This window comes from Bradyrhizobium sp. WYCCWR15520, assembly GCF_056174665.1.
Genome location: NZ_JBWBWM010000003.1, coordinates 217,716 through 243,194, shown reverse-complemented (window position 1 = coordinate 243,194; position 25,479 = coordinate 217,716). Strand labels below are relative to the sequence as shown.

General features: G+C 62.5%; 22 protein-coding genes. 7 read left to right on the top strand and 15 right to left on the bottom strand.

The features are described from left to right. Nucleotides 1-34 precede the first annotated feature (34 nt). The 4 genes from AC0QUY_RS04840 to AC0QUY_RS04825 form a co-directional block, all read right to left on the bottom strand. Nucleotides 35-637: a K(+)-transporting ATPase subunit C gene (locus AC0QUY_RS04840; RefSeq protein ID WP_475385988.1), complete on the bottom strand. Its 603-nt coding sequence runs from the start codon at nt 635-637 to the stop codon at nt 35-37. Between the two features lie 110 nt (nt 638-747). Further along, nucleotides 748-2,862 carry a potassium-transporting ATPase subunit KdpB gene (gene kdpB, locus AC0QUY_RS04835; protein WP_475385987.1) on the bottom strand — a complete coding sequence of 705 codons (2,115 nt, stop codon included), beginning with the start codon at nt 2,860-2,862 and terminating at the stop codon, nt 748-750. Between the two features lie 25 nt (nt 2,863-2,887). Continuing rightward, nucleotides 2,888-4,591, bottom strand: coding sequence for a potassium-transporting ATPase subunit KdpA (gene kdpA, locus AC0QUY_RS04830; RefSeq protein WP_475385986.1), 1,704 nt, complete (start codon nt 4,589-4,591; stop codon nt 2,888-2,890). A 112-nt stretch (nt 4,592-4,703) separates the two neighbouring features. After that, the gene (locus tag AC0QUY_RS04825) at nt 4,704-4,793 is read right to left on the bottom strand and encodes a K(+)-transporting ATPase subunit F (RefSeq protein WP_161852249.1); all 90 of its coding nucleotides are present in this window, start codon (nt 4,791-4,793) and stop codon (nt 4,704-4,706) included. 336 nt (nt 4,794-5,129) lie between these two features. On the opposite strand from AC0QUY_RS04825, the gene AC0QUY_RS04820 reads away from it, so the two are divergent. Beyond that, entirely contained in the window at nt 5,130-5,690 is a 561-nt protein-coding gene (locus tag AC0QUY_RS04820; protein ID WP_475386047.1) for a dihydrodipicolinate synthase family protein, read from the top strand. Nucleotides 5,691-5,786: 96 nt separating this feature from the next. On the opposite strand, the gene AC0QUY_RS04815 is transcribed toward AC0QUY_RS04820, so the two are convergent. Together AC0QUY_RS04815 and AC0QUY_RS04810 are read right to left on the bottom strand one after the other, a co-directional pair. After that, nucleotides 5,787-5,942 carry a hypothetical protein gene (locus tag AC0QUY_RS04815; RefSeq protein ID WP_475385985.1) on the bottom strand — a complete coding sequence of 52 codons (156 nt, stop codon included), beginning with the start codon at nt 5,940-5,942 and terminating at the stop codon, nt 5,787-5,789. A 1-nt stretch (nt 5,943) separates the two neighbouring features. Beyond that, the gene (locus AC0QUY_RS04810; protein ID WP_475385984.1) at nt 5,944-6,273 is read right to left on the bottom strand and encodes a hypothetical protein; all 330 of its coding nucleotides are present in this window, start codon (nt 6,271-6,273) and stop codon (nt 5,944-5,946) included. Nucleotides 6,274-6,465: 192 nt separating this feature from the next. On the opposite strand from AC0QUY_RS04810, the gene AC0QUY_RS04805 reads away from it, so the two are divergent. Next, on the top strand, nt 6,466-7,482 hold the full coding sequence (locus AC0QUY_RS04805; protein ID WP_475385983.1) for a magnesium and cobalt transport protein CorA: 1,017 nt from the start codon (nt 6,466-6,468) through the stop codon (nt 7,480-7,482). A 97-nt stretch (nt 7,483-7,579) separates the two neighbouring features. Continuing rightward, nucleotides 7,580-8,752, top strand: coding sequence for a LysM peptidoglycan-binding domain-containing protein (locus tag AC0QUY_RS04800; RefSeq protein ID WP_475385982.1), 1,173 nt, complete (start codon nt 7,580-7,582; stop codon nt 8,750-8,752). 46 nt (nt 8,753-8,798) lie between these two features. On the opposite strand, the gene AC0QUY_RS04795 is transcribed toward AC0QUY_RS04800, so the two are convergent. Further along, the gene (locus tag AC0QUY_RS04795; protein ID WP_475385981.1) at nt 8,799-9,680 is read right to left on the bottom strand and encodes a LysR family transcriptional regulator; all 882 of its coding nucleotides are present in this window, start codon (nt 9,678-9,680) and stop codon (nt 8,799-8,801) included. 161 nt (nt 9,681-9,841) lie between these two features. Here AC0QUY_RS04795 and AC0QUY_RS04790 point away from each other — a divergent pair, with 161 nt between their 5' ends. Both AC0QUY_RS04790 and AC0QUY_RS04785 read left to right on the top strand, forming a co-directional pair. After that, nucleotides 9,842-10,369, top strand: a complete 528-nt coding sequence (locus AC0QUY_RS04790) for a nuclear transport factor 2 family protein (RefSeq protein WP_475385980.1) — start codon at nt 9,842-9,844, stop codon at nt 10,367-10,369. Beyond that, nucleotides 10,309-11,229, top strand: a complete 921-nt coding sequence (locus AC0QUY_RS04785; protein WP_475385979.1) for an MBL fold metallo-hydrolase — start codon at nt 10,309-10,311, stop codon at nt 11,227-11,229. The genes AC0QUY_RS04790 and AC0QUY_RS04785 overlap by 61 nt, the downstream gene beginning before the upstream one ends. 107 nt (nt 11,230-11,336) lie before the next feature. On the opposite strand, the gene fdhF is transcribed toward AC0QUY_RS04785, so the two are convergent. The 8 genes from fdhF to mobB form a co-directional block, all read right to left on the bottom strand. Then, the gene (gene fdhF, locus AC0QUY_RS04780) at nt 11,337-14,102 is read right to left on the bottom strand and encodes a formate dehydrogenase subunit alpha (protein WP_475385978.1); all 2,766 of its coding nucleotides are present in this window, start codon (nt 14,100-14,102) and stop codon (nt 11,337-11,339) included. Further along, complete coding sequence (locus tag AC0QUY_RS04775) at nt 14,099-15,817, bottom strand: NADH-ubiquinone oxidoreductase-F iron-sulfur binding region domain-containing protein (RefSeq protein ID WP_475385977.1); 1,719 nt, start codon at nt 15,815-15,817, stop codon at nt 14,099-14,101. Before AC0QUY_RS04775 ends, fdhF begins: the two co-directional genes overlap by 4 nt. Before the next feature lie 318 nt (nt 15,818-16,135). Next, nucleotides 16,136-17,788 (bottom strand): OFA family MFS transporter, encoded by a 1,653-nt coding sequence (locus AC0QUY_RS04770; RefSeq protein ID WP_475385976.1) that lies wholly within the window; start codon nt 17,786-17,788, stop codon nt 16,136-16,138. A 370-nt stretch (nt 17,789-18,158) separates the two neighbouring features. Continuing rightward, nucleotides 18,159-20,183, bottom strand: a complete 2,025-nt coding sequence (locus AC0QUY_RS04765) for a sensor histidine kinase (RefSeq protein ID WP_475385975.1) — start codon at nt 20,181-20,183, stop codon at nt 18,159-18,161. Further along, nucleotides 20,176-21,603 carry a sigma-54-dependent transcriptional regulator gene (locus tag AC0QUY_RS04760; RefSeq protein WP_475385974.1) on the bottom strand — a complete coding sequence of 476 codons (1,428 nt, stop codon included), beginning with the start codon at nt 21,601-21,603 and terminating at the stop codon, nt 20,176-20,178. Before AC0QUY_RS04760 ends, AC0QUY_RS04765 begins: the two co-directional genes overlap by 8 nt. A gap of 84 nt (nt 21,604-21,687) precedes the next feature. Continuing rightward, nucleotides 21,688-21,939 carry a sulfurtransferase TusA family protein gene (locus AC0QUY_RS04755; RefSeq protein ID WP_475385973.1) on the bottom strand — a complete coding sequence of 84 codons (252 nt, stop codon included), beginning with the start codon at nt 21,937-21,939 and terminating at the stop codon, nt 21,688-21,690. A 41-nt stretch (nt 21,940-21,980) separates the two neighbouring features. Continuing rightward, a complete protein-coding gene (locus AC0QUY_RS04750; RefSeq protein ID WP_475385972.1) occupies nt 21,981-23,237 on the bottom strand; it encodes a molybdopterin molybdotransferase MoeA in 1,257 nt (418 codons plus the stop codon). Between the two features lie 8 nt (nt 23,238-23,245). Further along, nucleotides 23,246-23,767, bottom strand: a complete 522-nt coding sequence (gene mobB / locus AC0QUY_RS04745) for a molybdopterin-guanine dinucleotide biosynthesis protein B (RefSeq protein ID WP_475385971.1) — start codon at nt 23,765-23,767, stop codon at nt 23,246-23,248. Between the two features lie 193 nt (nt 23,768-23,960). Between mobB and fdhD the strand changes: the two genes are divergently transcribed. Beyond that, nucleotides 23,961-24,851 carry a formate dehydrogenase accessory sulfurtransferase FdhD gene (gene fdhD, locus AC0QUY_RS04740; protein WP_475385970.1) on the top strand — a complete coding sequence of 297 codons (891 nt, stop codon included), beginning with the start codon at nt 23,961-23,963 and terminating at the stop codon, nt 24,849-24,851. Beyond that, nucleotides 24,796-25,470, top strand: a complete 675-nt coding sequence (mobA, locus tag AC0QUY_RS04735; RefSeq protein WP_475385969.1) for a molybdenum cofactor guanylyltransferase MobA — start codon at nt 24,796-24,798, stop codon at nt 25,468-25,470. The genes fdhD and mobA overlap by 56 nt, the downstream gene beginning before the upstream one ends. Nucleotides 25,471-25,479 lie beyond the last annotated feature (9 nt).

Below are 25,479 nucleotides of genomic sequence, written 5' to 3'. Positions count from 1 at the left end.
TATAGCCCTCACGCCGCAATGGGCCTAGCCGGTCTCATTTTGAGGTCTGGTCCAAAGCAAGATTCAACGCCAATACGTTAACGCGGGGTTCGCCAAGCAATCCTGCCATGCGGCTCTGGGTGTGCTCCGCGACCAGTTCACGGACGCGTGCTTCCGGCAGGTTGCGCGCCTTGGCGACCCGCGGGACCTGGAATTGCGCACCCTCGGGCGAAATATCGGGATCGAGCCCGCTGCCGGACGTCGTGACGAGATCGACCGGCACAGGCACGGACGGGTTTTCGCCCCGGAGCTTCGCGACGTCTTCCTTGATCCGGTCAGCCAGCGCCTTGCTGGTCGGACCGAGATTCGAGCCGCCGGAATTGGCGGCGTTATAGGGGGCGGAGACTGTCTTGGTGGTATCAGCCGGGTCCGGAGCCGAAGTCGCGGACGGGCGACCATGGAAATATTTGTCTTGCTTAAACTCCTGCCCGATGAGCGCCGAGCCGATCACCTTGCCGTCCTTCTCGATCAGGCTGCCTTGCGCCTGCTTTGGGAAGATCGCGCCGGCGATGGCGGTCATGGCGAGCGGATAGGCAAGGCCCGTGATCGCGGTGAGCAGCAGCAGGATGAGAATGGCGGGGCGGATTTTTCTTAGCATTTTGTGTCTCCTGTTTCTTTCGTCATTGCGAGCGAAGCGAAGCAATCCATGGTGCGGCAAAGGAAGAGTGGATTGCTTCGTCGCTTCGCTCCTCGCAATGACGGTTAGGGTTAGGCCAGGCCCAAGGCGGCAACCGCGAGGTCGATAGCCTTGATGCCGATGAAGGGAACGATGATGCCGCCTAAGCCGTAGATCAGCAGGTTACGGCGCAGCAGCGCGCCTGCCCCGACCGCGCGATAGGCAACGCCTTTCAGCGCCAACGGGATCAGCGCGATGATAACAAGCGCGTTGAAGATGATCGCCGACAAGATCGCGCTCTGCGGGCTGGCGAGATGCATGACATTGAGCACCTCGAGCTGCGGGTAGAACGCCAGGAACATCGCGGGAATGATCGCGAAATATTTTGCGACGTCGTTGGCGATCGAGAACGTGGTGAGCGCGCCGCGCGTCATCAGGAGTTGCTTGCCGATCTCGACCACTTCGATCAGCTTTGTCGGATTGGAATCGAGGTCGACCATGTTGCCGGCCTCGCGCGCGGCCTGCGTGCCCGTGTTCATGGCAACGCCGACATCGGCTTGCGCCAGCGCCGGCGCATCGTTGGTGCCGTCGCCGCACATCGCCACCAGCTTGCCCTTGGCCTGCTCGTCGCGGATCAGCTTCAGCTTGTCCTCGGGCGTAGCCTGCGCCAGGAAATCGTCGACGCCGGCTTCGGCCGCGATGGCGGCTGCCGTCATCGGGTTGTCGCCCGTGATCATCACGGTGCGGATGCCCATGCGCCGCAATTCCGCAAAGCGCTCGCGGATGCCGCCCTTGACGATGTCCTTGAGGTGGATGACGCCGAGCAGCCGGCCATCCTTGGCAACCGCAAGCGGCGTACCGCCGGCCTTGGAAATTTCGTCGGCAATGGCCTGGATTTCGCGTCCTACTTCGGACATGGCGCCCGTCTGCAGCGCACGAACCGCCTTGCCGGAGGCGACCGCCCGAACGCCGCCGCCATCGACATAATTGAGGATCGCATCCACCGCGCCCTTGCGGACGGAGGACGAGCCGGCATCGATGCCGCTCATGCGCGTCTGCGCGGTGAAGGGAATGAAGGTCGCGGCGAGCTCGTTCATGTCGCGGCCGCGGATGCCGTATTTCTCTTTCGCCAGAACCACGATGGAACGGCCTTCGGGCGTTTCGTCGGCCAGCGAGGCAAGCTGCGCTGCATCCGCCAGTTCCTGCTCGGTGACGCCGCGAACGGGACGAAACGCCGTCGCCTGTCGGTTGCCGAGCGTGATGGTGCCGGTCTTGTCGAGCAGCAGCGTATCGACGTCGCCCGCGGCTTCCACCGCGCGGCCGGACATCGCGAGGACGTTGAAGCGCACCAGCCGGTCCATGCCGGCGATGCCGATGGCGGACAAGAGCGCCCCGATCGTGGTCGGGATCAGCGTCACGAACAGCGCCACCAGCACCACGACCGAGATCGAGCCGCCGGCATAGGCCGCATAGCTCGGGATCGTTACCGTCGCGAACACGAAGATGATGGTCAGGCCCGCGAGCAGGATGTTGAGCGCGATCTCGTTCGGGGTCTTCTGCCGCTCGGCGCCTTCCACCAGCTTGATCATGCGATCGATGAAGGTCGAGCCCTGGGCTGCCGTGATGCGGACGCGGATCCAGTCGGACAGCACCTGCGTGCCGCCGGTCACCGCCGAACGGTCGCCGCCGGATTCGCGGATCACGGGCGCGGATTCGCCCGTTATCGCGGCCTCGTTCACGGACGCCACACCCTCGATCACCTCGCCGTCGGAGGGAATGTTGTCGCCGGCTTCGACCAGGACGATATCGCCCACCTTCAGGCTGGTGCCGGACACCAGCCGATAAGACCTGCCGGGGCCTTCCAGTAGCTTGGCCTTGCTCTCGGTACGGGTCTTCTTCAGCGATTCCGCCTGGGCCTTGCCACGGCCTTCGGCAACGGCTTCGGCGAAATTGGCGAACAGCACCGTGAACCACAGCCACAGGATGATCTGGAAGGTGAAAGCGAGGCCCTCGCCGCCTGTTACCAGATTGCGCAGGAAGATGACGGTGGTAAGCGCAGCCACGATCTCGACCACGAACATCACGGGATTCTTGATCATCAGCCGCGGATCGAGTTTTGCAAAGGCCGCGCGAATTGCGGGCATGACGATCTTCGGATCGAGCATCGCCGAAGCGGTCGCCTTCTTCTGTAGTTTCATGGTTTCCATGGACGTAACTCCGAAAGACGTTCGATCAGAACAGAGTATTGGCGTTCATCGCGAGGTGCTCGACGATCGGCCCGAGTGCCAGCGCCGGGAAGAAGGTGAGACCGCCGATGATCAGGATTACGCCGACAACGAGGCCGACAAACAGGCCGCCGGTGGTCGGCAGCGTGCCGGCCGAAGGCGGAATCGATTTCTTGGAAGCGAGCGAGCCCGCCAACGCCATCGCCGGAACGATCATGAAGAAGCGACCGACGAACATCGAGCTGGCGAGCGTCAGATTGTAAAAGAAGGTGTTGCCGGTCAGGCCGCCAAAGGCCGATCCGTTATTGCCGGTCGCCGAGGTGAAGGCGTAGAGCACCTCGGTAAAACCATGCGGCCCGGCATTGGCCATCGACGCCACCGCCGAAGGCAACACCACCGCGACCGCGGTCCAGCCGAGATACATCAGCGGCAGCACCAGGATGGCAAGCATCGCCATCTTGACCTCGCGCGCCTCGATCTTCTTGCCGACATATTCCGGCGTGCGACCGACCATCAGGCCGGCAACGAAGATCGCCAGCACCACGAACAGCAGCATGCCGTAAAGACCAGCACCGACGCCACCGACGATGATTTCGCCGAGCTGCATGTTGATCAGCGGGATCATGCCGCCGAGCGCCGTAAAGCTGTCATGCATCGCATTGACCGCACCGCACGAGGCCGCCGTCGTAATGACCGCGAAGAGCGATGAAGCGACAATGCCGAAGCGAACCTCCTTGCCTTCCATGTTGCCGCCGGTCAGGCCGAGCGAGGCAAGCGTCGAGGTACCGTTAGCTTCGGCCCAATAAGTGACCGCAACGCCAGCGAGGAACAGCACGCCCATTACAGCGAGGATCGCCCAGCCCTGGCGTTCGTTGCCGACCATGCGGCCGAACACGTTGGTGAGCGCGGCGCCGAGCGCGAAGATCGAGATCATCTGCACGAAGTTCGAAAGTGCAGTCGGGTTCTCGAAGGGATGCGCGGCATTGGCGTTGAAGAAGCCGCCGCCATTGGTGCCGAGCATTTTGATCGCGACCTGCGATGCGACGGGACCGACCGCAATCGTCTGCTTGGCACCCTCCAGTGTCGTCGCCTCGACATAGGCGCCGAGCGTTTGCGGCATGCCCTGCCAGACCAGGAACAGCGTGTAGACGATGCAGATCGGCAGCAGCACATAGAGGGCGCAGCGGGTTACATCGACCCAGAAATTGCCGATGGTGCGCATCGAGGAGCGGGAAAAGCCGCGGATCAGCGCCACCGCCAGCGCGATGCCGGTCGCCGCCGACAGGAAGTTCTGATGCGTCAGCCCCAGCATCTGCACCAGGTACGATACCGTGCTCTCGCCGCCGTAGTTCTGCCAGTTGGTGTTGGTGATGAAGGAGATCGCCGTGTTGAAGGACAGATCCGGGGCGACGGCGGATTGCTCCGCCGGATTGAGCGGCAACAGCGCCTGTAGCCGCATCAGGCCGTAGATGATGAGGAAGCCGCCGACATGGAACAGCAGCATCGCCACCGTATAGGTCAGCCAATGCTGCTCGCGCCTCTCATCGACGCCGCCGATCCAGTACAGCCCGCGTTCGACCGGGCGCAGCACCGGAGACAGAAAGGTGGACTCGCCGTTGAAGACGCGCGTCATGTACCAGCCGAGCGGCTTTACCAGCGCGACGACGACGGCGCAGTAGAGAATGATCTGAATCCAGCCGATGAGTGTCATAGCAAAGCCTCAGGATTTCCGTGCAGTCAACAACAGGTTGATGAGAACGACGAGCAACGCCGTGGTCGCAACGAATGCCAGCATGATGGCGGCGAGCGTTGTCATGACGAACTCAGAACCGTTCTGGCCGCAGCAGCGCGTAGGTCAGGTAGAACAACAGGCCGAGCGAGACGAGGCCGGCAAGCGAGAAATCAAAGATCATGGCGCGCTCCTCTAAAACCGTTCGCAGGCGTAGGCGTAACCGATGCCTGCCACGAAGAAGCCGAGCCCGAGCGCCAGCATGACAATGTCCATCATGGGATGTTCCTATGCGACGTAACCGCCGGCCGAACGGGTGACCGGCATATTGGATGGTGGTGACGTGCCACCTGGCGCATAGGTTTTCGAGACGGGCGGGATGGCGACGATATAGGAATCCTATAAAGACCGCGCTGTCGTCCCTGCGAACGCAGAGACCCATAATCCCCGGCAGTGGTATGCGAAGGTCGACGGCCGCAATCGTTGCGCCGTCGAGGTTGCACAAGGCCGCACACGCGTCATTGCGGGCGCTGGATCAAACTCAACCGATCGCGCGATCGAATTGACGATGCGGGCCGAGCGTGCCGGCGCCGATGCCGTGCTGTCGGTCGTGCCCTACTACAACAAGCCGATGCAGGAGGGCGTGGCCGCGCATTTCCGCGCCATCGCCGCGTCCACCGCGCTGCCGATGATCCTGCACGACATCCCAGCACGGACCGTCCGCGAATTGACCGACACGACGCTGTCGAGGCTGGCCGAGTCAGTGCAGTTTATCGGGTTGCTGGACGGCACCGGCAATATCGCGCGCCCTGCCCGCCTGCGACCTCGGCTGCCGCCGCACTTTCGTCTACTGACCGGCGATGACGCCACTGCGTCGGCTTATATGACCGCCGGCGGCGATGGCTGCGTTTCGGCGCTAGCCAACATCGTGCCGGTATTGTGCCGAGCGCTCCATACATATCTCAGTCAGGGTCAGCTACAATCCGCGCTACACTTGGCCGACCAACTACAACCAATCGCCGAATTGCTGGCCGCTGATCATCCAGCGGCTCTGAAATGTGCCTGGCGCTGCTCGGCCTGATCCGGCCCGATACGCGCCTGCCGCTCGTGCCGTTGGACGGAACGGCAAAGTCGTTGGTCGAGGCCGCTATCGCCGATCTTTCCGATGAGATCCTGGTCAGCCCTCGCCGTGCTTTGCCCGCCACGCCGGTCCAGGACCGCGCATATAATAGGCTTCCGGGCGATAGGCTCTGATCGGTTCGTTGCCGAACCATGTCAGCAAGCGGGCCAGTGCGCGCAACAGCGCGGTCGATACGGATGAAACTTGTCGCATGTCAAAAATCCCATTTTTCGCTGAAGTGCAGCGGCTGGCGCGGAAACCGGTCGCCATGCGCGTCTGCGTCGGGTTGGTGCGAGCGTGCCCAGTTCGCGCGGTTCGCGGCGTGCAGCCGCAATTCGTTGCGCAGCCGGCGGATCTTTGCGACGGCGATCGCGCGGTGGATTGTTCTCAGTGCGGTCCGTACGCGGCGGAACGTGCGGCCAATGGAGAAGCCACCAGCCGGACCATGCCACCGGTCATGATACGAATAGAGAAGAGTCATGTTCCATGCTCCCGATGTGGCGCGAACCGCGCGCCGGATAATCGAACATGCGGCGACGCACATAGGATTTCGAGAGGCGCGGCGGCCCTTTTACATAGGTACGGCATAAAGATCCGCAGGGTTCACCAATCGTCGAAATGGTTTGCGGGAATATCCTTGCCCCGATCGCATTGACGGCGGATTTCGTGGTGCTAGCCTCTTGGAAAATAACGCCGCGAAGCAAGTTTCGGCAGCAACCAGTCGAGGGTGGAAGCCATGAACGTCGCATCGCCAGGCATTGTAAAAACCGAGCCGGTCACCTCCGATGGCGTGGTCGCGGCCGGCGTCTACGTCGAAGGTCGGCGTATCGCCAACATCGCCATCGATGAAGCCTCGGGTTGGCGCAGCAAGCCCGACCACGTGGTCTGGATCGGACTCCACGAACCCGATATCGCCGTACTGCGCCGCGTGCAGCAGCAGTTCGAGTTGCATGACCTCGCGATCGAGGATGCCGACCATGCGCATCAGCGGCCGAAGATCGAGCAGTATGGCGACGCGCTGTTCATCGTGGCGCGGACCGCGCAGCTCGATGGCAACAGCATCGCATTCGGCGAGACGCATCTGTTCGTCGGCGAGGGATACATCGTCTCAGTGCGCCACGGAGCCTCGACGTCCTACAAGGCGGTTCGCGAGCGCTGCGAGAGTTGCCCACGCGCGCTCGCCCGCGGCGAGGACTACATTCTCTATGCCATCCTAGATTTCATCGTCGACAATTACTCACCTGTGATCGAGACCATCCAGGAAGAAGTCGAAGCGATGGAGGAACAGGTACTCGCAAGCGCGATGACGCGGGCGCAGATCGAGCGGCTGTATATGCTGCGTCGCGACCTGTTGCGCCTGCGCAATGCGGTCGGCCCGCTGGTCGAGGTCTGCCGCCGGCTCGAGCACGACAATTTGCCGATGGTGCGGCCGGCGATGCGGCCGCTCTTCCGAGACGTCACTGATCATGTCCGTACCGTGCAGGAGCGGATCGACTCGCTTCGCGAGGTGCTGGCGTTTGCCTTCGAGGCGAGCCTGCTGGTCGGCCAGGCGCAGGAAACTGCGGTATCCAAGAAGCTCGCGTCATGGCTCGCCATCATCGCGGTCCCGACCGCGATCGCCGGCATCTACGGCATGAACTTCAAGCATATGCCGGAACTGGAGTGGGAATACGGCTATTTCGGCGTGATCGGCACGATCCTGCTCGTGTGCGCGGGATTGTTCTGGCGCTTTCGCCGCGCCGGCTGGTTGTAGGGTAGCGAGCCGAAGGCCCGCATTTTCCCGGTACCCTCCCCGTCCGATACGGTATAGAGTACCGCCGAGCCAACGATCCGGCAGACGGACGAGTACCATGACTGCCATATCGGCGAGCCGAACAATCATCCCCATCATTGCTCTTGTTGCGGCCTGTGGCGTGGCGGCTGCCGCCGCCATCTTCTACGTTCGCCGCGACGCGCCGGCTGATACCACCGCCGCAACAAATGCGCCGGCGATCTCAGGACCCTCGTCTGACGGGCTAAAACAGAGTCCGGCCCCACTCGCAGCGGCGAAAGCGGAAGCTAACGCCGTCGTGGACGCGCTGATCGGACCGCCACCATCGCCGGAGAACAGCGACGGCGTGCCGACGTTCGACATTGCCCGTATCGAGCCCTCAGGCGACGCGGTCATCGCGGGTCGGGCGGCGCCAGGCGCAACGGTGGAGCTGCTGCGTAACGGCGAGGTGCATGATCGCGCGGTTGCAGACCAATCCGGGCAATTCGTCATCGTCCCGCCTCAGCTTCCTTCAGGCACTTACGACCTGACGCTGCGCGCCACACAGACCGATGGCAAACAGATGACATCCAGACAGCGCGTGACAACGGCGCTGGAGCCGAAATCGACCGACCGGCCGATGGTGGCACTGATGACGCCGGACAAGCCCACTGTCGTACTGTCGCAGCCGGCTGGGTCAAAGCCGGCGGCCGGCGCCGTGGTTGTGGAGGCCGTCGAGATCGAGCCGGGCGGCAAATTCCATGTGAGCGGCCAGGCGCGCCCGGGCGCAGGCTTGCGGCTTTATCTCAACGACAGCTTCGTTACCTCGGTGACGGCCGGCGCGGATGGACGTTTTGCGGTCACGATCAATGAAGGGGTCGCGCCGGGCAGCTACCGAGTCAGGCTGGACGAGGCATCGAGCTCCGGCTCGGTGCGTGCACGCGCCGAGGTGCCGTTCAACGTTCCCGACACCGCGGTGACCGCATCCGTGTCGAGGCAGTCCAAGCGCGCGGACTCGGGCACTCCACAACAGCCGCAGCTTGCGGCCGCGGGCGGTATCGTCTTGCCTGACGGCGGCTCGCCATCCTCGACCGTGGTCGTGCCGAAGATCACGACCACCACGGTCTCCCGCGGCGACAGCCTCTGGCGTCTCAGCCAGCTCTCATACGGCGCCGGCACGCGCTATTCCGTGATTTACAAGGCGAACCGGGAACAGATCCGCAATCCCAACCTGATTTATCCCGGCCAGACCTTTGTTCTTCCGGCGAAGTGATGAGCAGGCAGTTCGTGACGTGCTGGCCACCCAGACACGCTGGTTGTTAAGAGACTCGCAGCGCGTTCGATAGTGCAGACAGAGCAGCCGGCTGATGCTTACGACTGGGGTAATACATGAAGAATCCGGGAATTGGCGGCGTCCAGTCCTCGAGCACGCGAATAAGGCGACGCTTCGCAACATGCTCTGCGACCTGCTCTTCGAATGCGAGTCCTAGGCCGGCGCCAGCGAGTGCCGCCTGAATCACCAGGTGGGTATCATCGATTATGAGCGGGCCATTCACGCCAACAGTGACCGCCTTTCGTCCTTTCTCAAATTCCCACCGATATGGACCGCCTGGAAGACGCAGGCCTATGCATCGATGGTCATTTAAATCCTTGGGCTTCCGAGGAATGTTTCGTGATGAAAAATAGCCAGGCGATCCGATCACCGCCAATCGCAGCTCTTGCGTGACCCGCACCGCGATCATGTCCTTTTGAATGTACTCGCCTAGTTGAATACCGGCGTCGAACTCGCCCGCAACGAGGTCTACAGGGCCAGTGACAGTAACAACATCAAGAACGATGTCAGGGTAGGCTTCCGCGAATGCCGTGAGCCGTGGCAACAATACCATCACAGCAGCCGACCGGGACATTACAATTCGAAGGCGCCCTGCAGCTCGGTGCCGAACGTTTCGGGCTTCGTTGATAGCACGAGCAATTTGCTCAAGTGCCGGAGACAATTCTTTTAAAAGAGCTGCCCCTGCGGCGGTTGGTGCGACGCTCTTGGTCGTTCGAGCAAGAAGCTGCAACCCGAGCCGTTGCTCAAGTCCCCGGATCGTGTGGCTCAGGGCCGACTGAGACACACCAATCTTTGCCGCAGCTCGCGTAAAGCTTCGTTCACTGGCGACGACTGCAAACGTGGCAAGTTCGTTCAGTTCGTTTCTCATGATCTATGAATATCACTCATAAGCCCATGCCATGCAACATGGCTAGTTTCATAAGCCACGTTGTCCTAGATTTGGCCACAACAAGATTTGGGGCAACTTTCCGTACGTTTTTGCCGGCTTCTGAAGAGCGCAACTGAAACTCACTTTTAGGGAGAGCAAGAATGTCAAAAATGGATCGACGGGCATTTTTGAGTCGATCTGCCAGCGTGACTTTGGGAGCTACGCTCGTCAGCGCTCCTGGTTTGATGCTTGGAGACCGGACGATCAGCTATGCGCAGTCTCCTCCCGTTCCAAACAACAACCCTATGGATAACAAGCTTATGGATGCCGATGCTCATGCCTTGCGCTCTCTAGCGCAGACGTATTTTGACGGTGCTTATGAAATGGATGCAGACAAGTTTGCGTCCATATTTCATCCCCTGAGTTCCGTGACCAGGGTCGGCGACGACGGCAGCGTGAGCGTGACGCCAATTGCGACCTGGCTGGCAGCCGTCCGCAATTTGAAGGCTCCGAAAGAACAGGGCCTGGAGCGCCAGGATCAGATCCTGTCAATAGACGTTGAGGGAGAGCTCGCGCTTGTGAAGTTGAAATTACGGATTCCGCCTCGTTACTTCACCGACCTGTTGTCATGCTTAAAGGTCAACGGAACCTGGAAGATCGCTCAGAAAGTCATGACTTCGAAAACCTAGCGGTTCGGTGCCGTTTTAAAAAAGTGAATCACACACTTGGCAGGTTGTCCGTGGAATTTCTGTCACAAAGCGCCAACACCTTAGGCTGCGCTTCGGGGTCATGGAGGATTTGGTCACTCTCTGATGGATATGTCGACCTGCCCGCCGAATCCCTCAGGTATCCCAACAACAGAATATGTAGGCAGACTGAATCGCCTCACCGGGACAATTCTCTAGTTCGATTGTCGGTCAACTGCTTTCTATTCGATCGCTCTGGCATCGACAGCGTTTTGGTTGATTGTGGAGCGGGCGGGAGTTGGGAGCCCTCCATGGGTCACCTCGGGGAGGCGATGGCGGAGGCAGGCATCTACACGTCATCAATCACGACGGTCGCCCTCACTCATGCTCATGGCGACCACATCAATGGCCTTCTGACGCCTGACGGTCGACGGGTATTTAACAACCTGAGCAAGATCGTGATAGGGGAGGACGCCGTTGGGGGGTTCCTTGCCGAGCCAAATCTAGCTGAGTTTCGTCCGCTCCTTGCCCCAATTAACGGAGGAGACCGGCTGGCCGATCATTTGCTGGCGGTGGCAATACCTGGGCACGCTCCGGGCCATATGGGTTATCTCCTCAGCACTGACGAGGACGAGATCTTATTCTGCGGCGACCTGATCCACGTTCCTGCTGCGCAGTTTGCCCGTCCCGAGCTTACTTGGGCCCATGACGATGACGAGTCCATAGCGAGGGCTAGCCGGATCAAGCTGCTCCAAAACGCAGCGGATACACATACGTGGCTAGCCGGCGCTCACCTAGATCGACCAGGCATTGGTAGAATTGTCGAAGATGGGCAAGGATATGCGTTTATTCCGGCCGCGTAGCCACCAGTGAGCCCGCCGTCACTTGTGCGGGTTCGACAACGGCCCTTGCCGCCATGTGCATGATCAGGTCGGATTTGACTTTTGTGCTCCGTCGAAGGACCGCCGCCCTACTCCGCCGCCGACTGCAGCGCCACCTTTTCCGCGCGCACGGCGCAGAACTTGAATTCGGGGATTTTTCCGAACGGATCGAGCGCGGGGTTGGTGAGCAGGTTCGCAGCCGCCTCCGCGTAGCAGAACGGCATGAACACCATGTTCTCCGGCACGTCGCGGTCGGAGCGCACCTTGACCTCGACGGCGCCGCGGCGGGTCTCCAGGCGGATGAAATCGCCGGGCCAGACGCTTAAGCGCCGCATGTCCTTCGGCGACATGAACGCCACCGCCTCCGGCTCGATCTGATCGAGCACCTGCGCACGCCGCGTCATCGAGCCGGTGTGCCAGTGCTCGAGCACGCGCCCCGTGGACAGCACCATCGGATACTCGGCGTCGGGCAGCTCATCCGGCGGGATCACTTTGGCGGGCACGATCTTGCCGCGGCCGCTCGCGGTCGGGAAGCCGGTCGTGAAGATGATCTCATTGCCGGGTTTGCTCGGATCATCCGCCGGATAGGTGACGGCTCCTTCGCGCACCAACCGTTCCCAGCTGATGTTCTTGAGCGAGGGCATCAGCTGCGCCATCTCGGTGTAGACGTCGCCGGGACCCGAATAATTCCACGGCAGCCCCATGCGCTTGCCGATCTCCTGGATGATCCAGAGATCCTGCCGCGCGTCACCCGGCGGCTTGATCACCTGGCGCGCGAGCTGCACGCGGCGATCGGTGTTGGTGAACGAACCGTCCTTTTCCGCGAACGCAGAGGCCGGCAGGATGACGTCGGCGTGGAACGCGGTCTCGGTGACAAAGAGATCTTGCACCACGAGATGATCGAGCATGGCGAGCGCATGGCGCGCATGCTGGAGATCGGGGTCGGACATCGCGGGGTTCTCGCCCTCGATATACATGCCCGTGATCTCGCCGGCGTGGATCGCATTCATGATCTCGACCACGGTGAGGCCGCGGACGGGATCGAGGTCCTGGTCCCACAGCTTCTCGAAGTTGCCGCGCATGTCGTCGCGGCCGACGGGCTGGTAGTCGGGCAGGAACATCGGGATCAGGCCGGCGTCGGAGGCGCCCTGCACGTTGTTCTGACCGCGGAGCGGATGCAACCCAGTGCCGGGACGGCCGACCTGGCCGGTGATCAGGGCAAGCGCAATCAGGCAGCGCGCGTTATCGGTGCCGTGGACATGCTGGCTGATGCCCATGCCCCAGAAGATGATCGAGGACTTCGCGCGGGCGTAGGTTCTGGCGACCTCGCGCAGGGTCTCGGCATCGATGCCGCAGATCGGCGCCATCTTCTCCGGCGTGAACTCCTTGATCTTCTCCTCGAGGTCCTGGAATCCCTCGGTGTAACCCGCAATGTACTGGTCGTCGGTCAGGCCCTCGGTGATGATCGTGTTGATCATCGCATTGAGCATGGCGACGTCGGAGCCCGGCTTGAACTGCAAATGCTTCGTCGCGTGACGCGACAGCGCCTGCCTGCGCGGATCCAGCACGAAGAGTTTCGCGCCCTTCTTCGCCGCGTTCTTGATGTAGGTCGCGGCGACCGGATGGTTCACCGTCGGGTTGGCACCGATCACGATGATGACCTCGGCGTCCATTGCGGCTGCGAACGGCGCCGACACCGCGCCCGAACTCAGACCTTCGAACAGCGCCGCCACCGAGGAGGCGTGGCACAGCCGGGTGCAATGGTCGACATTGTTCGAGCCGAAGCCAGTACGAACCAGCTTCTGGAACAGGTAGGCTTCCTCGTTCGATCCCTTCGCCGAGCCGAAGCCGGCGAGCGCCTTGACGCCCTTCTCGTCGCGAATTTTCACGAGGCCCTTGGCCGCGATATCCAGCGCCTCTTCCCACGACGCCTCGCGGAAATGCGTGAACGGATTGGCCGGATCGACCTGGTCGTTGGCGTCCTTCTTCGCGTTCGGCAGCCGCACCAGCGGCTTGGTCAACCGATGCGGGTGGTGGATGTAGTCAAAGCCAAAGCGGCCCTTGACGCAAAGGCGGTTATGGTTGGCCGGGCCGTCGCGGCCTTCGGCATAGATGACCTTCTCGTCCTTGACCTGATAGGTGACCTGGCAGCCGACGCCGCAGAACGGGCACAGCGAGTCCACCTTCTTGTCCGCATAAGTGACGCGGGTCTGCTTCTCGTCGAGCATCACCGACGGCATCAGCGCGCCGGTCGGGCACGCCTGCACGCATTCGCCGCAAGCCACGCAGGTCGATTCGCCCATGGGATCGTCAAAGTCGAACACGATCTTGGCGCCGGCATTGCGATAGGCCATACCAATGACGTCGTTGACCTGCACTTCGCGGCACGCGCGCACGCACAGGCCGCACTGGATGCAGGCGTCGAGATTGACGCTCATTGCGGGGTGGCTGGTGTCGCTCGACCAGCGCTCGGCGGCCGGGAAGCGGCTCTCGGTGACCTCGACCTTTTCGGCCCAGTTCCAGAATTTCGAATCGGGATCGTGCGAAGTCTCGCGCGCGGGCTGGTCGGCGACCAGCAATTCCATCACCATCTTCTGCGCGGCGACCGCGCGCGCGCTCTCGGTCTTCACCTTCATGCCGACGCTCGGGGTGCGCTTGCAAGACGCGGCCAGCACGCGCTCGCCCTCGATCTCGACCATGCAGGCGCGGCAGTTGCCGTCGGGCCGGTAGTCGGGCTCAGGCGAATAACAGAGATGCGGGATTTCCTTCTGGTGGCGTTTTGCCACTTGCCAGATAGTCTCGCCCGCATTGGCCTCGACTTGTTTGCCGTCGAGCTCGAATTGAATCTTGGTCATTCCGCGGCCTCTCTCGGCACGAATTCTTCCGGAAAATATTTGATCACTGACGTCAGCGGATTCGAGGCGGCTTGTCCAAGCCCGCAGATCGAGGCATCGCGCATCGCCTGGCTCAATTGATCGAGCAATTCGCGGTCCCAGACCGGACGCTGCATCAACAGCGCCGCCTTCTGGGTGCCGACCCGGCACGGTGTGCACTGGCCGCAGCTTTCATCCTCGAAGAATTTCATCAGGTTCAGGGCCGCGCCCTTCACGCTGTCCTGCTCTGACATGATGACGACGGCCGCGGAGCCGATGAAGCAGCCGTATTTTTCCAGCGTGCCGAAATCGAGCGGGATGTTGTCCATCGAGGCCGGCAAAATGCCGCCCGACGCGCCGCCCGGAAGGTAAGCGTGGAAGGTGTGCCCATCTGCCATGCCGCCGCAGAACTCATCGATCAGTTCGCGCACGGTGACGCCTGCGGGCGCCAGCTTCATGCCGGGATTCTTCACGCGGCCTGAAACCGAATAGCTGCGCAGGCCATGACGGTCGTTGCGGCCGTGGCTCTTCCACCAGTCGGCGCCCTTCTCGACGATGTCGCGCACCCACCACAGCGTCTCGATGTTGTTGATCAGCGTCGGCAGGCCGAACAGGCCGACCTGGAACGGATAAGGCGGCTTGTGCCGGGGCAGGCCGCGCTTGCCCTCGATCGATTCGAGCAGCGAGGATTCCTCGCCGCAGATATAGGCGCCCGCCCCGCGGCGCATGTGCAGCACGGGACCGCCAGGCGGCAGTTTTGCAATCTCGCGTTCGAGGATTTCGCGCGAGGCCGGGTATTCGTCGCGCAAATAAATGTAGACGTCGGTGGCCTCGACAACATGGGCGCCGATCAGCATGCCCTCGATGAAGCGATGCGGATCGGTTTCGAGATAGAAGCGATCCTTGAAGGTGCCGGGCTCGCCCTCGTCGCCATTGATCGCCATCAGCCGTGGGCCGGGCTCGCCGAGCACCGCGCGCCATTTGCGCCCCGTCGGAAAGCCCGCGCCGCCGAGCCCGCGCAGCGAGGCGTCGTCGAGCGATTTCAGCAGATCTTCCTTCGTCATCGCGCCGGAGCGCAGACGGTTCAAAAGCTTGTAGCCGCCATCGGCGACATAGGCGTCGTAGTCGGTATATTTCGGCAGATGCGCATGGGTGTCGCCGGCCTTGGCGGCAGCGAGCACGTTCGCCACCGTGGCATGATCGACGAAGTGATGACCGACTTCGGCGGCGGGCGCAGTATCGCAGCGGCCGACGCAGGGCGCGCGCACCACGCGAATGCCGGGGCCGGCCCTGTCCTGCAATTCATGCAGCAGCTTTTCCGCGCCCATCATCGCGCAGGTCAGGGAATCGCAGACGCGGATGGTCAGCGGCGCGATGTCGGGCGCGCCTTCCTTCACCACGTCAAAATGCGCATAGAACGTCGCGGTCTCGAACACCTCCGCAAACGACAGCATCATCTCGTCGGCCAGCGCCGCGAGATGCGCCGCCGAGATCTGGTGATACTTGTCCTGGATCAGGTGCAGGTGCTCGATCAGGAGATCGCGGCGCCGCGGCCGGTCGCCGAGCAGGAGTTCGATCTCGTGGGCGGCGGTGGGGTCGACCTGACGGCCCTTCGGTGTCGCCTTGGCCCGCTTCCGTCCCGCGCCCGGATGTTCGAACGCCCGGACTTTTTGTAGGTCGTGTACGTCGTGATCCATCGAAACGTCTCGTTCCCTGACAATCTGGAAGAACTCTAGTTCGTGGCATGCCAGATGCCAAGAGATTTATCAGCTATTTAAGGCAACACAGGCCGCGAGCTTTCGATCCTGTCCCCGCCGGAGCGACTACGCTCTCTCCGCCTGCCTGCTGGGCCGATGAGAACGCCAATTTAGTCCAGAGATCAATAAAGCCGTCTCATGCTGCGATTGCGAATGCGCATTGATCTGGATTTTTGATAGCTCGATTTGAATTCGGCATTGAAAAAAGACGGATCGAGAACGGCGTCGCGGGTCGCTTGCCCGCGACGCCGTGAAAGGTCACAAGATCTTGACGGCGCTTTCCAGCGTCTTCCACACGCCCCAGGCCAGGGGGATGCCGACGAAGGCCCAGAACAGCGCGGCCTTGGCGTCGAGCCCGCCGAAGCCGATGCCATAGGAGCCTGACGGGCCCGAAGCCCCGGCGTTCGCCGTCGCGGCCTGCAGCTTGGCGACCTCGGCATCGCTCATGTGCCACTTCGCATCGACCGGCTTGATCAGATAGTTGCAGATCAGGCCCGCGATCAGCATCGCGCACAGGATGTACATCGTGGTGTTGTAGAGCTGGTCACGCGGAACGCCGGCCGCAAGCTGAAACTCGCGGATGTAGTTCACGACCACGGGACCGATGATGCCGGCCGTCGACCAGGCCGTCAGCAGACGGCCATGAATGGCGCCGACGAACTGCGTTCCGAACATGTCGGCGAGATAGGCCGGCACGGTGGCGAAGCCGCCGCCATACATCGACAGGATGATGCCGAAGCCGAGCACGAACAGCAGCTTCGAGCCCATCGCCGCGAAGGTCGGCGCCAGCGCGTAGAGCACGATGCCGAGGATGAAGAACGTGTAGTAAGTGTTCTTGCGTCCGATCTTGTCCGACAGCGAGGCCCAGAAGAAGCGGCCGCCGATATTGAACAGCGAGAGCAGTCCGGCGAAGCCGGCCGCGATGCCTGCAATCGTCGCCTTCTGCGTCGCGTCGAGCTGATTGAAGCCGACATCGGGCAATCCGATCAGCTTGCCGGCGAAGATTTCCTGCAGCATCGGCGAAGCCATGCCGATCACGCCGATGCCTGCCGACACGTTGAGGCAGAGCACCCACCAGATCAGCCAGAACTGCGGCGTCTTGTGCGCGTCCTTCAGATGAACGTGGTTCTGCGAGATCATCGCATTGGCCTTGGTCGGCGGCGTCCAGCCCTCGGGCCGCCAGCCCGCCGGCGGAATGCGATAGCGGAAGGCGCCGATCATCATGAACACGAAGTAGATCACGCCCATCGCAACGAAGGTTTCCCAGACGCCGACCGAGGTTGGGGTCTTGAAATAGTTCATCAGGAGATTGGCCAGCGGCGCGCCGATCATGGCGCCGCCGCCAAAGCCCATGATCGCCATGCCGGTAGCCATGCCGCGCCGGTCCGGGAACCATTTCACCAGCGTCGACACCGGCGAGATGTAGCCGAGGCCGAGACCGACGCCGCCGATCACGCCCGAGCCGAGCCACAGCAACCAAAGCTGATGCGTGTAGATGCCGATCGCGCCGAGGAAGAGCCCGCCGCACCAGCACATCGCCGAAACGAAGCCGGCCTTGCGGGGCCCGACGCGCTCGAGCCAGCCGCCCCACACTGCGGCGGCAATGCCGAGCAGCACGAAGAACAGCGTGTACATCCAGCCCATGCTGGCGACCTTCCAGTCGCAGGTGGTGGTGAAGAGCTCCTGCACCAGCGTCATGTCCTGGCAGGCCTTCGGCGCACTCAGCCCGATCGCGCGCGACAGCGGCAGCCAGAACACGCTGAAGCCATAGGCCATGCCGATGCAGAGATGGATGCAGAGCGCGGCCGGCGGCACCAGCCAGCGGTTGAAGCCGGCTGTCGCGATCGTTCGCTCCTTGTCGAGGAGCCCGAGCGCACCTGACGGTGCAAGCGTGGCATCGGCTGTACTCATAGAAAAACCTCCGGGTTCGTGGCCTTACCGGCACATCGTGGGAAAGTTGAAAGTGAGGGAGCCGCGAGGCGCGGACCGTATGCGCAGGGCCTGTGATGCGCATGCGACCGATCGGAGTGGGTGTCGAAGCAAAGTCGTTTGAAGTGCGGCGCAAGCGGGTCAGGAAAGCAGCAAGCAACCGAACGCGTTCGCGCAGTCGCCAACTTTGCGAGCGAACACTCGGTCATCGCACCCTCCCCACTCCACTCCCAGAGAAGGAAGACAGCAATCGACGTGCCAAATGGCGCGATACAGAAAATCAATCACTTAGCGGGAGGGCTCCCGCGTCGGCGGACAAAATGTCCGGACCTCCTCCGGACAAAATGTCCGGTCAGCTCGCTTCAGGAAGCCACACGCGGAATGTGCTGCCTGAGCCGATCTGGCTTTCGACGGTGATCTGGCCGCGCTGGCGCTTCACCAGCGTCTGGCTGATCGATAGGCCAAGGCCGGTGCCTTCGCGGCGCTTGGATGTGAAGAAGGGATCGAACACCCTCTCCATGATGTCCGCGCTCATGCCGATACCGGTGTCGGCCACTTCGATCGCAATGCCCGGGTTCCCATCGCGATCGGCGTCGAAGGAGCGGAGAGTTAACGTGCCGCCGTCGGGCATGGCGTGGATGGCGTTGACGATCAGGTTGATCACGACCTGCTGTAACTCCGTGCGGTTCATCAAGACCAGGCGGCTCGCCCGATCTTCCCGCACGACATTGATTTCGGTCTTGTTCAGGAGATGCTGGACCAGCGGCAGGCAATCCAGCACGACGCTTCCCGGCGCATGGCGCTCGACATAGCCGGCATATTCCTCCGGCCGGGCGAACTGGAGAAGTTTCATGACGATCTGGCTGATGCGATGGATCTGCTCATCCAGCAGCCGGAACTCGACCTTGGCCTTGTCGACGTCGGCACCGATCACGCTGCGGATGACGTCGAGATTGCCCTGCATCACCGCGATGGGATTATTGATTTCGTGCGCCACGCCCGCGGTGATCTCGCCGATGGCGGCGAGCTTTTCGGACATGATGAGCTGCTTGGTGGTCGCCTCCAGCTTCAGATTGGCATGCTCGAGGTCCCGCGTTCGCTCGCGGACCCGCGTGTTCAGCTCCTCGTTCCACTCGCGCAACTGGCGATCGCGCTCCTGAATCTGGTCCAGCAGCGTATCGAGATGAACAGCTACGCGGCCGATCTCATCGCCCGACGCCGGCAGTTTGGTACGGGCGGACAGGTTGCCGCTCTCGACTTCGCCGATCGTCGCCGTGACCCGTTCGAGCGGCATGAAAATCGATTGCGCCCAGCGCAGGAAAATCGGCACCGTTGCCCCCGTGATCACGATGAAGGCAAGCGCGATGATCAGCAGCGTCTCGAACTTCGCATCGTTGAACGGCTTCTGCAGAAATCCGACATAGAGCATGCCGACACGCTTGCCATAAGTGTCTACCAGCGGCTCGTAGGCCGAGATGTACCAGTCGTTGACGACGAAAGCGCTGTCCAGCCAGGTACGCCCTTCCCCCAGCACCGCCGAACGGACTGCCGCCGACACCCGCGTTCCGAGCGCGCGCCGTCCCTCGAACAGGCGGACATTGGTCGATATCCGCACGTCGTCGAGAAACAGCGTCGCCGTGCCCTGGCTGCCCTCGGGCAGGCTCGCTTCGCGATAGACAAGGTCGTTGATCGTATCGATGAACTCGAGATTCTGGTTCAGCAGAATCCCGCCGACCAGCGCGGCCGGCCCTCCTCCGGGCGCCGTTGCGCGGGCAGCAGCATGCACCACCATGCCGCTCGTTTCCGTACTGCGATCGGTCGGTACGGCGTTTGGCGTCGGCACGAGATCGAGACGCGCGCGCTCGGCCAGCGCGGGCGAGATCGCCGCGAGTTCGTCGTTGGTAAAGATGTCGATGCCCGTCGACGTGGATTCGCCTGACAATGCCGACCTGATGATCGGCCAGTCGGCTCTCGGCGCGCCCTTGAGCGGGGGTGACGAGGCGACGACCTTGCCAGCGGCGTCCATCAGATAGAGAAAGTCGAGGCCGATCTCTTTACGGGACTGCTCGAGCAAGTCCACCACAGCGGCGAGGGTTTCACGCTCTTCCACCTCGCGGAAGCGGAACGAGAGGCTGAGCCCGCGGATCTGAACACCTGTCTTTTCCAGAATGCGGGCGAGATATTGATGCGCGATGGTGAGATCGCCGTTCACCTTCGAAATCAGCGTGGCGTCAAATCTCGCATTCCAGCGATAGATGGCTACGCCAAGCAGAAGCGGCAGGATGACCAGCATCGGCAGCAGTGCAATGGCAAGCAGGCGGAAGCGGACGGATTGCCCGCGTACCGGCGCGTCGATGCTGCCTGCCCGGTCAGCCATTCCATAACGCGAGTTTGCGATCGATGGTCTTGCGCGAAATCCCGAGCCGCCGCGCCGCCTCCTCGCGGTTGCCGCCGGTCTCCTTCAGCACCGAAAGAATGTGCCGGCGCTCCAGATCCGCAAGACTGTCGGCAGCCGCGGACTGCCCATCGGCTCTCGGTCCGGCGAAATCGTCCGGGAACGCGCCGAGAATCAAGGTGCGCTCGATCAGGTTGCGCAACTCGCGCACATTGCCCGGCCAATCGTAACTCGCCAGTGCGGCGCGCACTGAGCTATCGATCGGAACCGGCGGCATGCCGAGCTGTATCGAGAGCTTGTTCATGAAAATGGTGGCGAGTTCCTGCACGTCATCGCCGCGATCCTTCAACAGCGGCAGATGAATCTGCATGACGTTGAGGCGGTAATACAGATCGGCACGGAAGCGCCCCCTCTCCACTTCCTTCTGCAGATCGGCATTGGTCGCAAAGATGAGGCGAAGGTCGACCGGCACTTCACGCTCGGAGCCGACGGGACGGACGCGGCGGTCCTCCAGCACGCGGAGCAACTTGCTCTGCATCGGCAGCGGCAGTTCGCCGATTTCATCGAGGAACAGCGTGCCGCCGTGGGCATAGAGGAACAGACCCTCGCGGCCGCTGTCCGCGCCGGTGAAAGCGCCCTTGATGTGTCCGAACAGCTCGCCCTCGATCATTTCAGGGGGAATCGCTGCGCAGTTCACCGGCACGAACGGCTTGTCGGCGCGGTCGGACAGAGAATGAATCGAGCGCGCGGCAACTTCCTTGCCGGTGCCGGATTCGCCGGTGAGCAGGATCGACGTCGGCAGGCGGGCAACACGGGCGATGGTTTCCCGCACGCTACGGGCCGCCGGCGATTCTCCGATCAGATTGTCACGCAGGAAGGTGCGGTCGGAGGATGCGCGCAGCGCATAGCGCAGAACATAATTCTCGCGCTGCAGCCTGACACGGTCGAGGCAGCGGGCCACAGCGTTCAGGATCTGGTTCGAGCGAAACGGTTTCAACACGAAATCGACCGCACCGGCGCGCAGCGCCTGGATCGCGGTGTCGAGATCGGCATAGGCGGTGATCAGGATGGCGTCGGCGAAGAAGCCGACGGCCCGTTGCTCCGCCAGCCAGTCGACGCCGTTCTTGCCCGGCATGATGTTGTCGAGGATGACGACGTCGAATCGATTTTTGTCGAGCTTGCGCGAGGCTTCGTCGGTGTCGGCGGCCTCTTCCACGTGCTTGCAGCGCGGCCCCAGCGTGCGCACCAGAAAATTGCGCATTCCGGGCTCGTCGTCGACGATCAGGATCGAGGCCTGCGCCAGCGCGCCGAACTCGGGGCCGCCAGCCGATTTGCCTGGCTTGGCCGCCGGTTCGTCCGCGGGGGATATCGCCGCACTCGCCTTCGATGTCGGGAGGTTCATGCCGGGAGTTGTAGGTCCGATTGTCGCACCCGGCAATCACGCGCCGTAGTGAAGTCGTCTAATTGACGCGTGCGGCCTTATCCTTCATGCATTCGTCTTTTCTATCGGCCCATTTGTTTTTTCTATCAGGAACACGATGCGGTCCTGGCTGCGCTCGGTTATTTCGACCTTGTCGCCGGTCTCGCGAATGAGATTCGGGATATCGATCACCGACAGTGGATCGGTGCAGAGCACTTCCAACCGGTCGCCCGGCGGCAGCGTCTTCAGTGCCTTGCGCGTCTTTAGCGCCGGCAGCGGGCATTTCAGTCCGGCGAGATCGAGTTTTGTCGTCGTCATGCGCCGACCATGGCGAAGGGGAACCGCATCGTCAACGGACATCAGTTGATGAGGCTTGCATAGGATAGGAACCCGACCGTCTGGCCGGGCGACACCTGCGTGACGTCTTCGCCAAGTTCGACGAGGCCATCGGTGTCTGCCAGCGATGACAACAGGCCCGCACCCTCTCGCGGAAACTTCACCGCATCCAGCCCGCCGTCGGTCGCCTGGCGCAAGCTGACGCGAACATACTCACGGCGTGAGATCTTCTTCTTGTAACTGAAGGCGGCGCGAACCGGCATCGGCAGAAGCGGCTCCGGCCGCGCGCCCGATAGCGCCAGAATGGTCGGCCGCACCACGTGAACGAAAGTGACAAAACTCGCCACCGGATTGCCCGGCAATCCGATGAAGGGGGTGCCGTTGATGATGCCCATCGCGACGGGCCGTCCCGGCTTGATCGCCATCCGCCACAGCACCAGCCGGCCGACGCTTTCGACGCTTGCCTTGACGTGATCCTCCTCGCCGGTCGAGACGCCGCCGGTTGTAAGGATCAAATCATGGCTGCCGGCGACCTCCTGCAGCGCGCGGGCCAGCGAAGCGCGATCGTCCCTGATGATGCCGAGATCGCTGACGTCGCAGCCGAGTCGCGACAACATCGCCATCAGCATGAAGCGGTTGGAGTCGAATAGTTGCGCCGCGGCGCGCGCTTCGCCGGGCGAAGCGATCTCGTTGCCCGTGGAGAACACGGCGACGCGCAGGCGCCTGACGACATCGAGCTCGGTCAGGCCGAACGCCGCGGCAAGCGCGACATCCTGCGGCCGCAGCCGCTGGCCGGGCTGCAAGGCCGCAAAGCCTGAAGGGATATCCTCGCCCGCGGGGCGTACATTGGCGCCAGACTTGAGGCCGGCAGGGAGAACGACCTTGTCGCCGTCGAGGCGGACGTCCTCTTGCATGAATACGGTATCGGCGCCTTCAGGCATCGGCGCGCCGGTGAAAATGCGCATCGCATGCCCCGGCTTGAGCGGTGCGGACGCGGAACTGCCCGCCTGAACGCGGCCGATAACGGGAAATGCCTGTTCGTCCTTCTGCGGCAGGTCGCGGCTCGAAATCGCATAGCCATCGACGGCCGAATTGGTGAAGGGCGGCAGCGGCAGCGGCGCCAAAATTTCGTGTGCAAGAATGCGGCCGTCGGCGCGGGCGAGCGCAACCGTCTCGATATCCACCACCGGCGTCACGCGCGTGGCAATGAGGCCGACGGCCTCATCGACCGACATCATCGGACCGCCGAAGGCAAAGCAATCGTCGGACAATTGCGCCATGTGCCTGATCAGCCCTCGCATTTCGCCAGCACGTCTTCGAGCGAGATCGCCGACCGCAACATCATCGCCACCACGGCCTCGATATCGTCGAGATGGGCAGTCGGCAGCATGGTTTCAACCGCCGTATCGGTCGCAATGCCGACAATGCCGGGATCGTCGGGGAACAGCAGCGGCTTGTCATTCGCGGCGCGATAAACCTCGATCTTGCGATGCGGCTCGCGCTTGAAGCCCTCGACGACAACGAGATCGACCGGCGACATCTTCGCGAGCAGTTCCGGCAGTCGCGGTTCATGCGCGCCGCGCAGCTCATGCATCAGGGCCCAGCGCCGGCCGGATGACACCAGAACTTCGGCCGCGCCGGCCTCGCGGTGCCGCCAGGAATCCTTGCCGGGCACGTCGACATCGAAGGCATGATGGGCGTGCTTGATCACGGATACGCGCAGCCCCAGTTTTGCGAATTGCGGAATCGCCCGGGTCAGCAAGGTGGTCTTGCCGGCACCGCTCCATCCCGCGAGGCCTATTACTTTCATTTCATACTCCGCGCCGGCAGTTCTTCGTAGATCGTCATGCCCGGGCTTGTCCCGGGCATCCACGTCTTGGCACTATCGCCGAAAGAAAGACGTGGATGGCCGGGACAAGCCCGGCCATGACGGAGTAAACCGTGACTTGCTAGCTCCGGTGCTTATATCAGCCTACAGATAATGTCATGCTACGCTGTACCCTATGATGAAGATGGAAAAAGCCCCCGCCCCCCTGATCGTGCCGAATCCTGAGGATCCGCGGCTGACGGAGCGCGTTGCCGGAACCGACCAGACGGGTGCTGCGGTCGAAATCCGGGTGCCGGTGGAGCGGCCGCTGACGCTGTACCTGAACGCGCAGGAGATCGTCACCATGATGACGATCGGCGACTATCCGGAGTATCTGGCGCTCGGCTACCTCCTGAACCAGAACATGCTGAAGTACGACGATGTCGTCACCGAGGTCGAATATCACGACGACCTGCAGGTGGTGGTGGTGCGCACCGAGCATCACACCAATTTTGAGGCCAAGCTGAAGAAGCGTACGCAGACTTCAGGCTGCGCACAGGGCACCGCATTCGGCGATCTCCTTGAAGCAGTGGAAAGCGTGGCGCTGCCGAAGGCCGAGTTGCGCACCTCATGGCTCTACGAGATGACGCGTACGATCAACACCATGCCCTCGCTCTATCTGGAAGCCGGCGCGATCCATGGCTGCGTGCTGTGCAAGGAAGGCACGCCCGTCTGCTACACCGAGGACGTCGGCCGCCACAACGCCGTCGACAAGATCGCGGGCTGGATCTATCGCCACGGCGTCGATCCCGCCGACAAAATCCTCTACACCACCGGCCGCCTGACCTCCGAGATGGTGATCAAGACGGTGCGGATGGGCATTCCCATTCTGGTCTCGCGCTCGGGCTTTACGGCGTGGGGTGTCGAACTGGCGCGGCAGGTCGGACTGACATTGGTTGGCCGCACGAGGGGCAAACGCTTCATCGTATTGTCGGGACAGGAGCGGATCGTGTTCGATCAGAACCTCGACTATGTCGAGGAGGAATCCGAGCGGCACAAGCGCAAGGGCGAAGAACGTGACGAGTAAGATTCCTGGCGTTCTGCTCGCCGGCGGGCTGGCGCGGCGGATGGGCGGCGGCGACAAGCCGATGCGCACGATCGCCGGTCGCACCATCCTCGATCGCGTGATCGCGCGGCTTGCGCCGCAATGCGACGGATTGATCCTCAATGCCAACGGCGATCCCGCCCGCTTTGCTGCGTTTGGGCTGCCCGTGATCGCCGACGGCGTCGCCGATTTCCCCGGCCCGCTTGCCGGCATCCTGGCCGCGCTTGACTGGATGGCGGCGAACCGGCCTGAAGTGGCTCTGGTGCTGAGCGCGGCCGCGGACTGTCCGTTCCTGCCGCGCGATCTGGGCTCGCGCCTGCATCAGGCGCTGATGGATGAAAATGCTCAGCTCGCGGTCGCCGCTTCCAGCGGCCAATCGCATCCGGTCATCGGGTTATGGAGCGTCGCCTTACGCGACGAGCTGCGCCATGCGCTTGTCGTCGAGGACATCAGGAAAATCGACCGCTGGACCGCGCGCTATAAGCTTGCCACTGTGGCCTGGCCGACCGAGCCGCTCGATCCCTTCTTCAATGCAAACACGGTGGATGACATCGCGGAAGCCGAACGGCTGGCGGCGCTGGACGCGGCCCCGGAGGCCTGAGAAGAACCA

Excerpts from the sequence above, each read along its gene's own strand:
- AC0QUY_RS04840 (WP_475385988.1), bottom strand. The coding sequence starts at position 637 with ATGCTAAGAAAAATCCGCCCCGCCATTCTCATCCTGCTGCTGCTCACC.
- kdpB (WP_475385987.1), bottom strand. The coding sequence starts at position 2,862 with ATGGAAACCATGAAACTACAGAAGAAGGCGACCGCTTCGGCGATGCTC.
- kdpA (WP_475385986.1), bottom strand. The coding sequence starts at position 4,591 with ATGACACTCATCGGCTGGATTCAGATCATTCTCTACTGCGCCGTCGTC.
- AC0QUY_RS04825 (WP_161852249.1), bottom strand. The coding sequence starts at position 4,793 with ATGATCTTTGATTTCTCGCTTGCCGGCCTCGTCTCGCTCGGCCTGTTG.
- AC0QUY_RS04815 (WP_475385985.1), bottom strand. The coding sequence starts at position 5,942 with ATGCGACAAGTTTCATCCGTATCGACCGCGCTGTTGCGCGCACTGGCC.
- AC0QUY_RS04810 (WP_475385984.1), bottom strand. The coding sequence starts at position 6,273 with ATGTGCGTCGCCGCATGTTCGATTATCCGGCGCGCGGTTCGCGCCACA.
- AC0QUY_RS04805 (WP_475385983.1), top strand. The coding sequence starts at position 6,466 with ATGAACGTCGCATCGCCAGGCATTGTAAAAACCGAGCCGGTCACCTCC.
- AC0QUY_RS04800 (WP_475385982.1), top strand. The coding sequence starts at position 7,580 with ATGACTGCCATATCGGCGAGCCGAACAATCATCCCCATCATTGCTCTT.
- AC0QUY_RS04795 (WP_475385981.1), bottom strand. The coding sequence starts at position 9,680 with ATGAGAAACGAACTGAACGAACTTGCCACGTTTGCAGTCGTCGCCAGT.
- AC0QUY_RS04790 (WP_475385980.1), top strand. The coding sequence starts at position 9,842 with ATGTCAAAAATGGATCGACGGGCATTTTTGAGTCGATCTGCCAGCGTG.
- AC0QUY_RS04785 (WP_475385979.1), top strand. The coding sequence starts at position 10,309 with ATGCTTAAAGGTCAACGGAACCTGGAAGATCGCTCAGAAAGTCATGAC.
- fdhF (WP_475385978.1), bottom strand. The coding sequence starts at position 14,102 with ATGACCAAGATTCAATTCGAGCTCGACGGCAAACAAGTCGAGGCCAAT.
- AC0QUY_RS04775 (WP_475385977.1), bottom strand. The coding sequence starts at position 15,817 with ATGGATCACGACGTACACGACCTACAAAAAGTCCGGGCGTTCGAACAT.
- AC0QUY_RS04770 (WP_475385976.1), bottom strand. The coding sequence starts at position 17,788 with ATGAGTACAGCCGATGCCACGCTTGCACCGTCAGGTGCGCTCGGGCTC.
- AC0QUY_RS04765 (WP_475385975.1), bottom strand. The coding sequence starts at position 20,183 with ATGGCTGACCGGGCAGGCAGCATCGACGCGCCGGTACGCGGGCAATCC.
- AC0QUY_RS04760 (WP_475385974.1), bottom strand. The coding sequence starts at position 21,603 with ATGAACCTCCCGACATCGAAGGCGAGTGCGGCGATATCCCCCGCGGAC.
- AC0QUY_RS04755 (WP_475385973.1), bottom strand. The coding sequence starts at position 21,939 with ATGACGACGACAAAACTCGATCTCGCCGGACTGAAATGCCCGCTGCCG.
- AC0QUY_RS04750 (WP_475385972.1), bottom strand. The coding sequence starts at position 23,237 with ATGGCGCAATTGTCCGACGATTGCTTTGCCTTCGGCGGTCCGATGATG.
- mobB (WP_475385971.1), bottom strand. The coding sequence starts at position 23,767 with ATGAAAGTAATAGGCCTCGCGGGATGGAGCGGTGCCGGCAAGACCACC.
- fdhD (WP_475385970.1), top strand. The coding sequence starts at position 23,961 with ATGATGAAGATGGAAAAAGCCCCCGCCCCCCTGATCGTGCCGAATCCT.
- mobA (WP_475385969.1), top strand. The coding sequence starts at position 24,796 with ATGTCGAGGAGGAATCCGAGCGGCACAAGCGCAAGGGCGAAGAACGTG.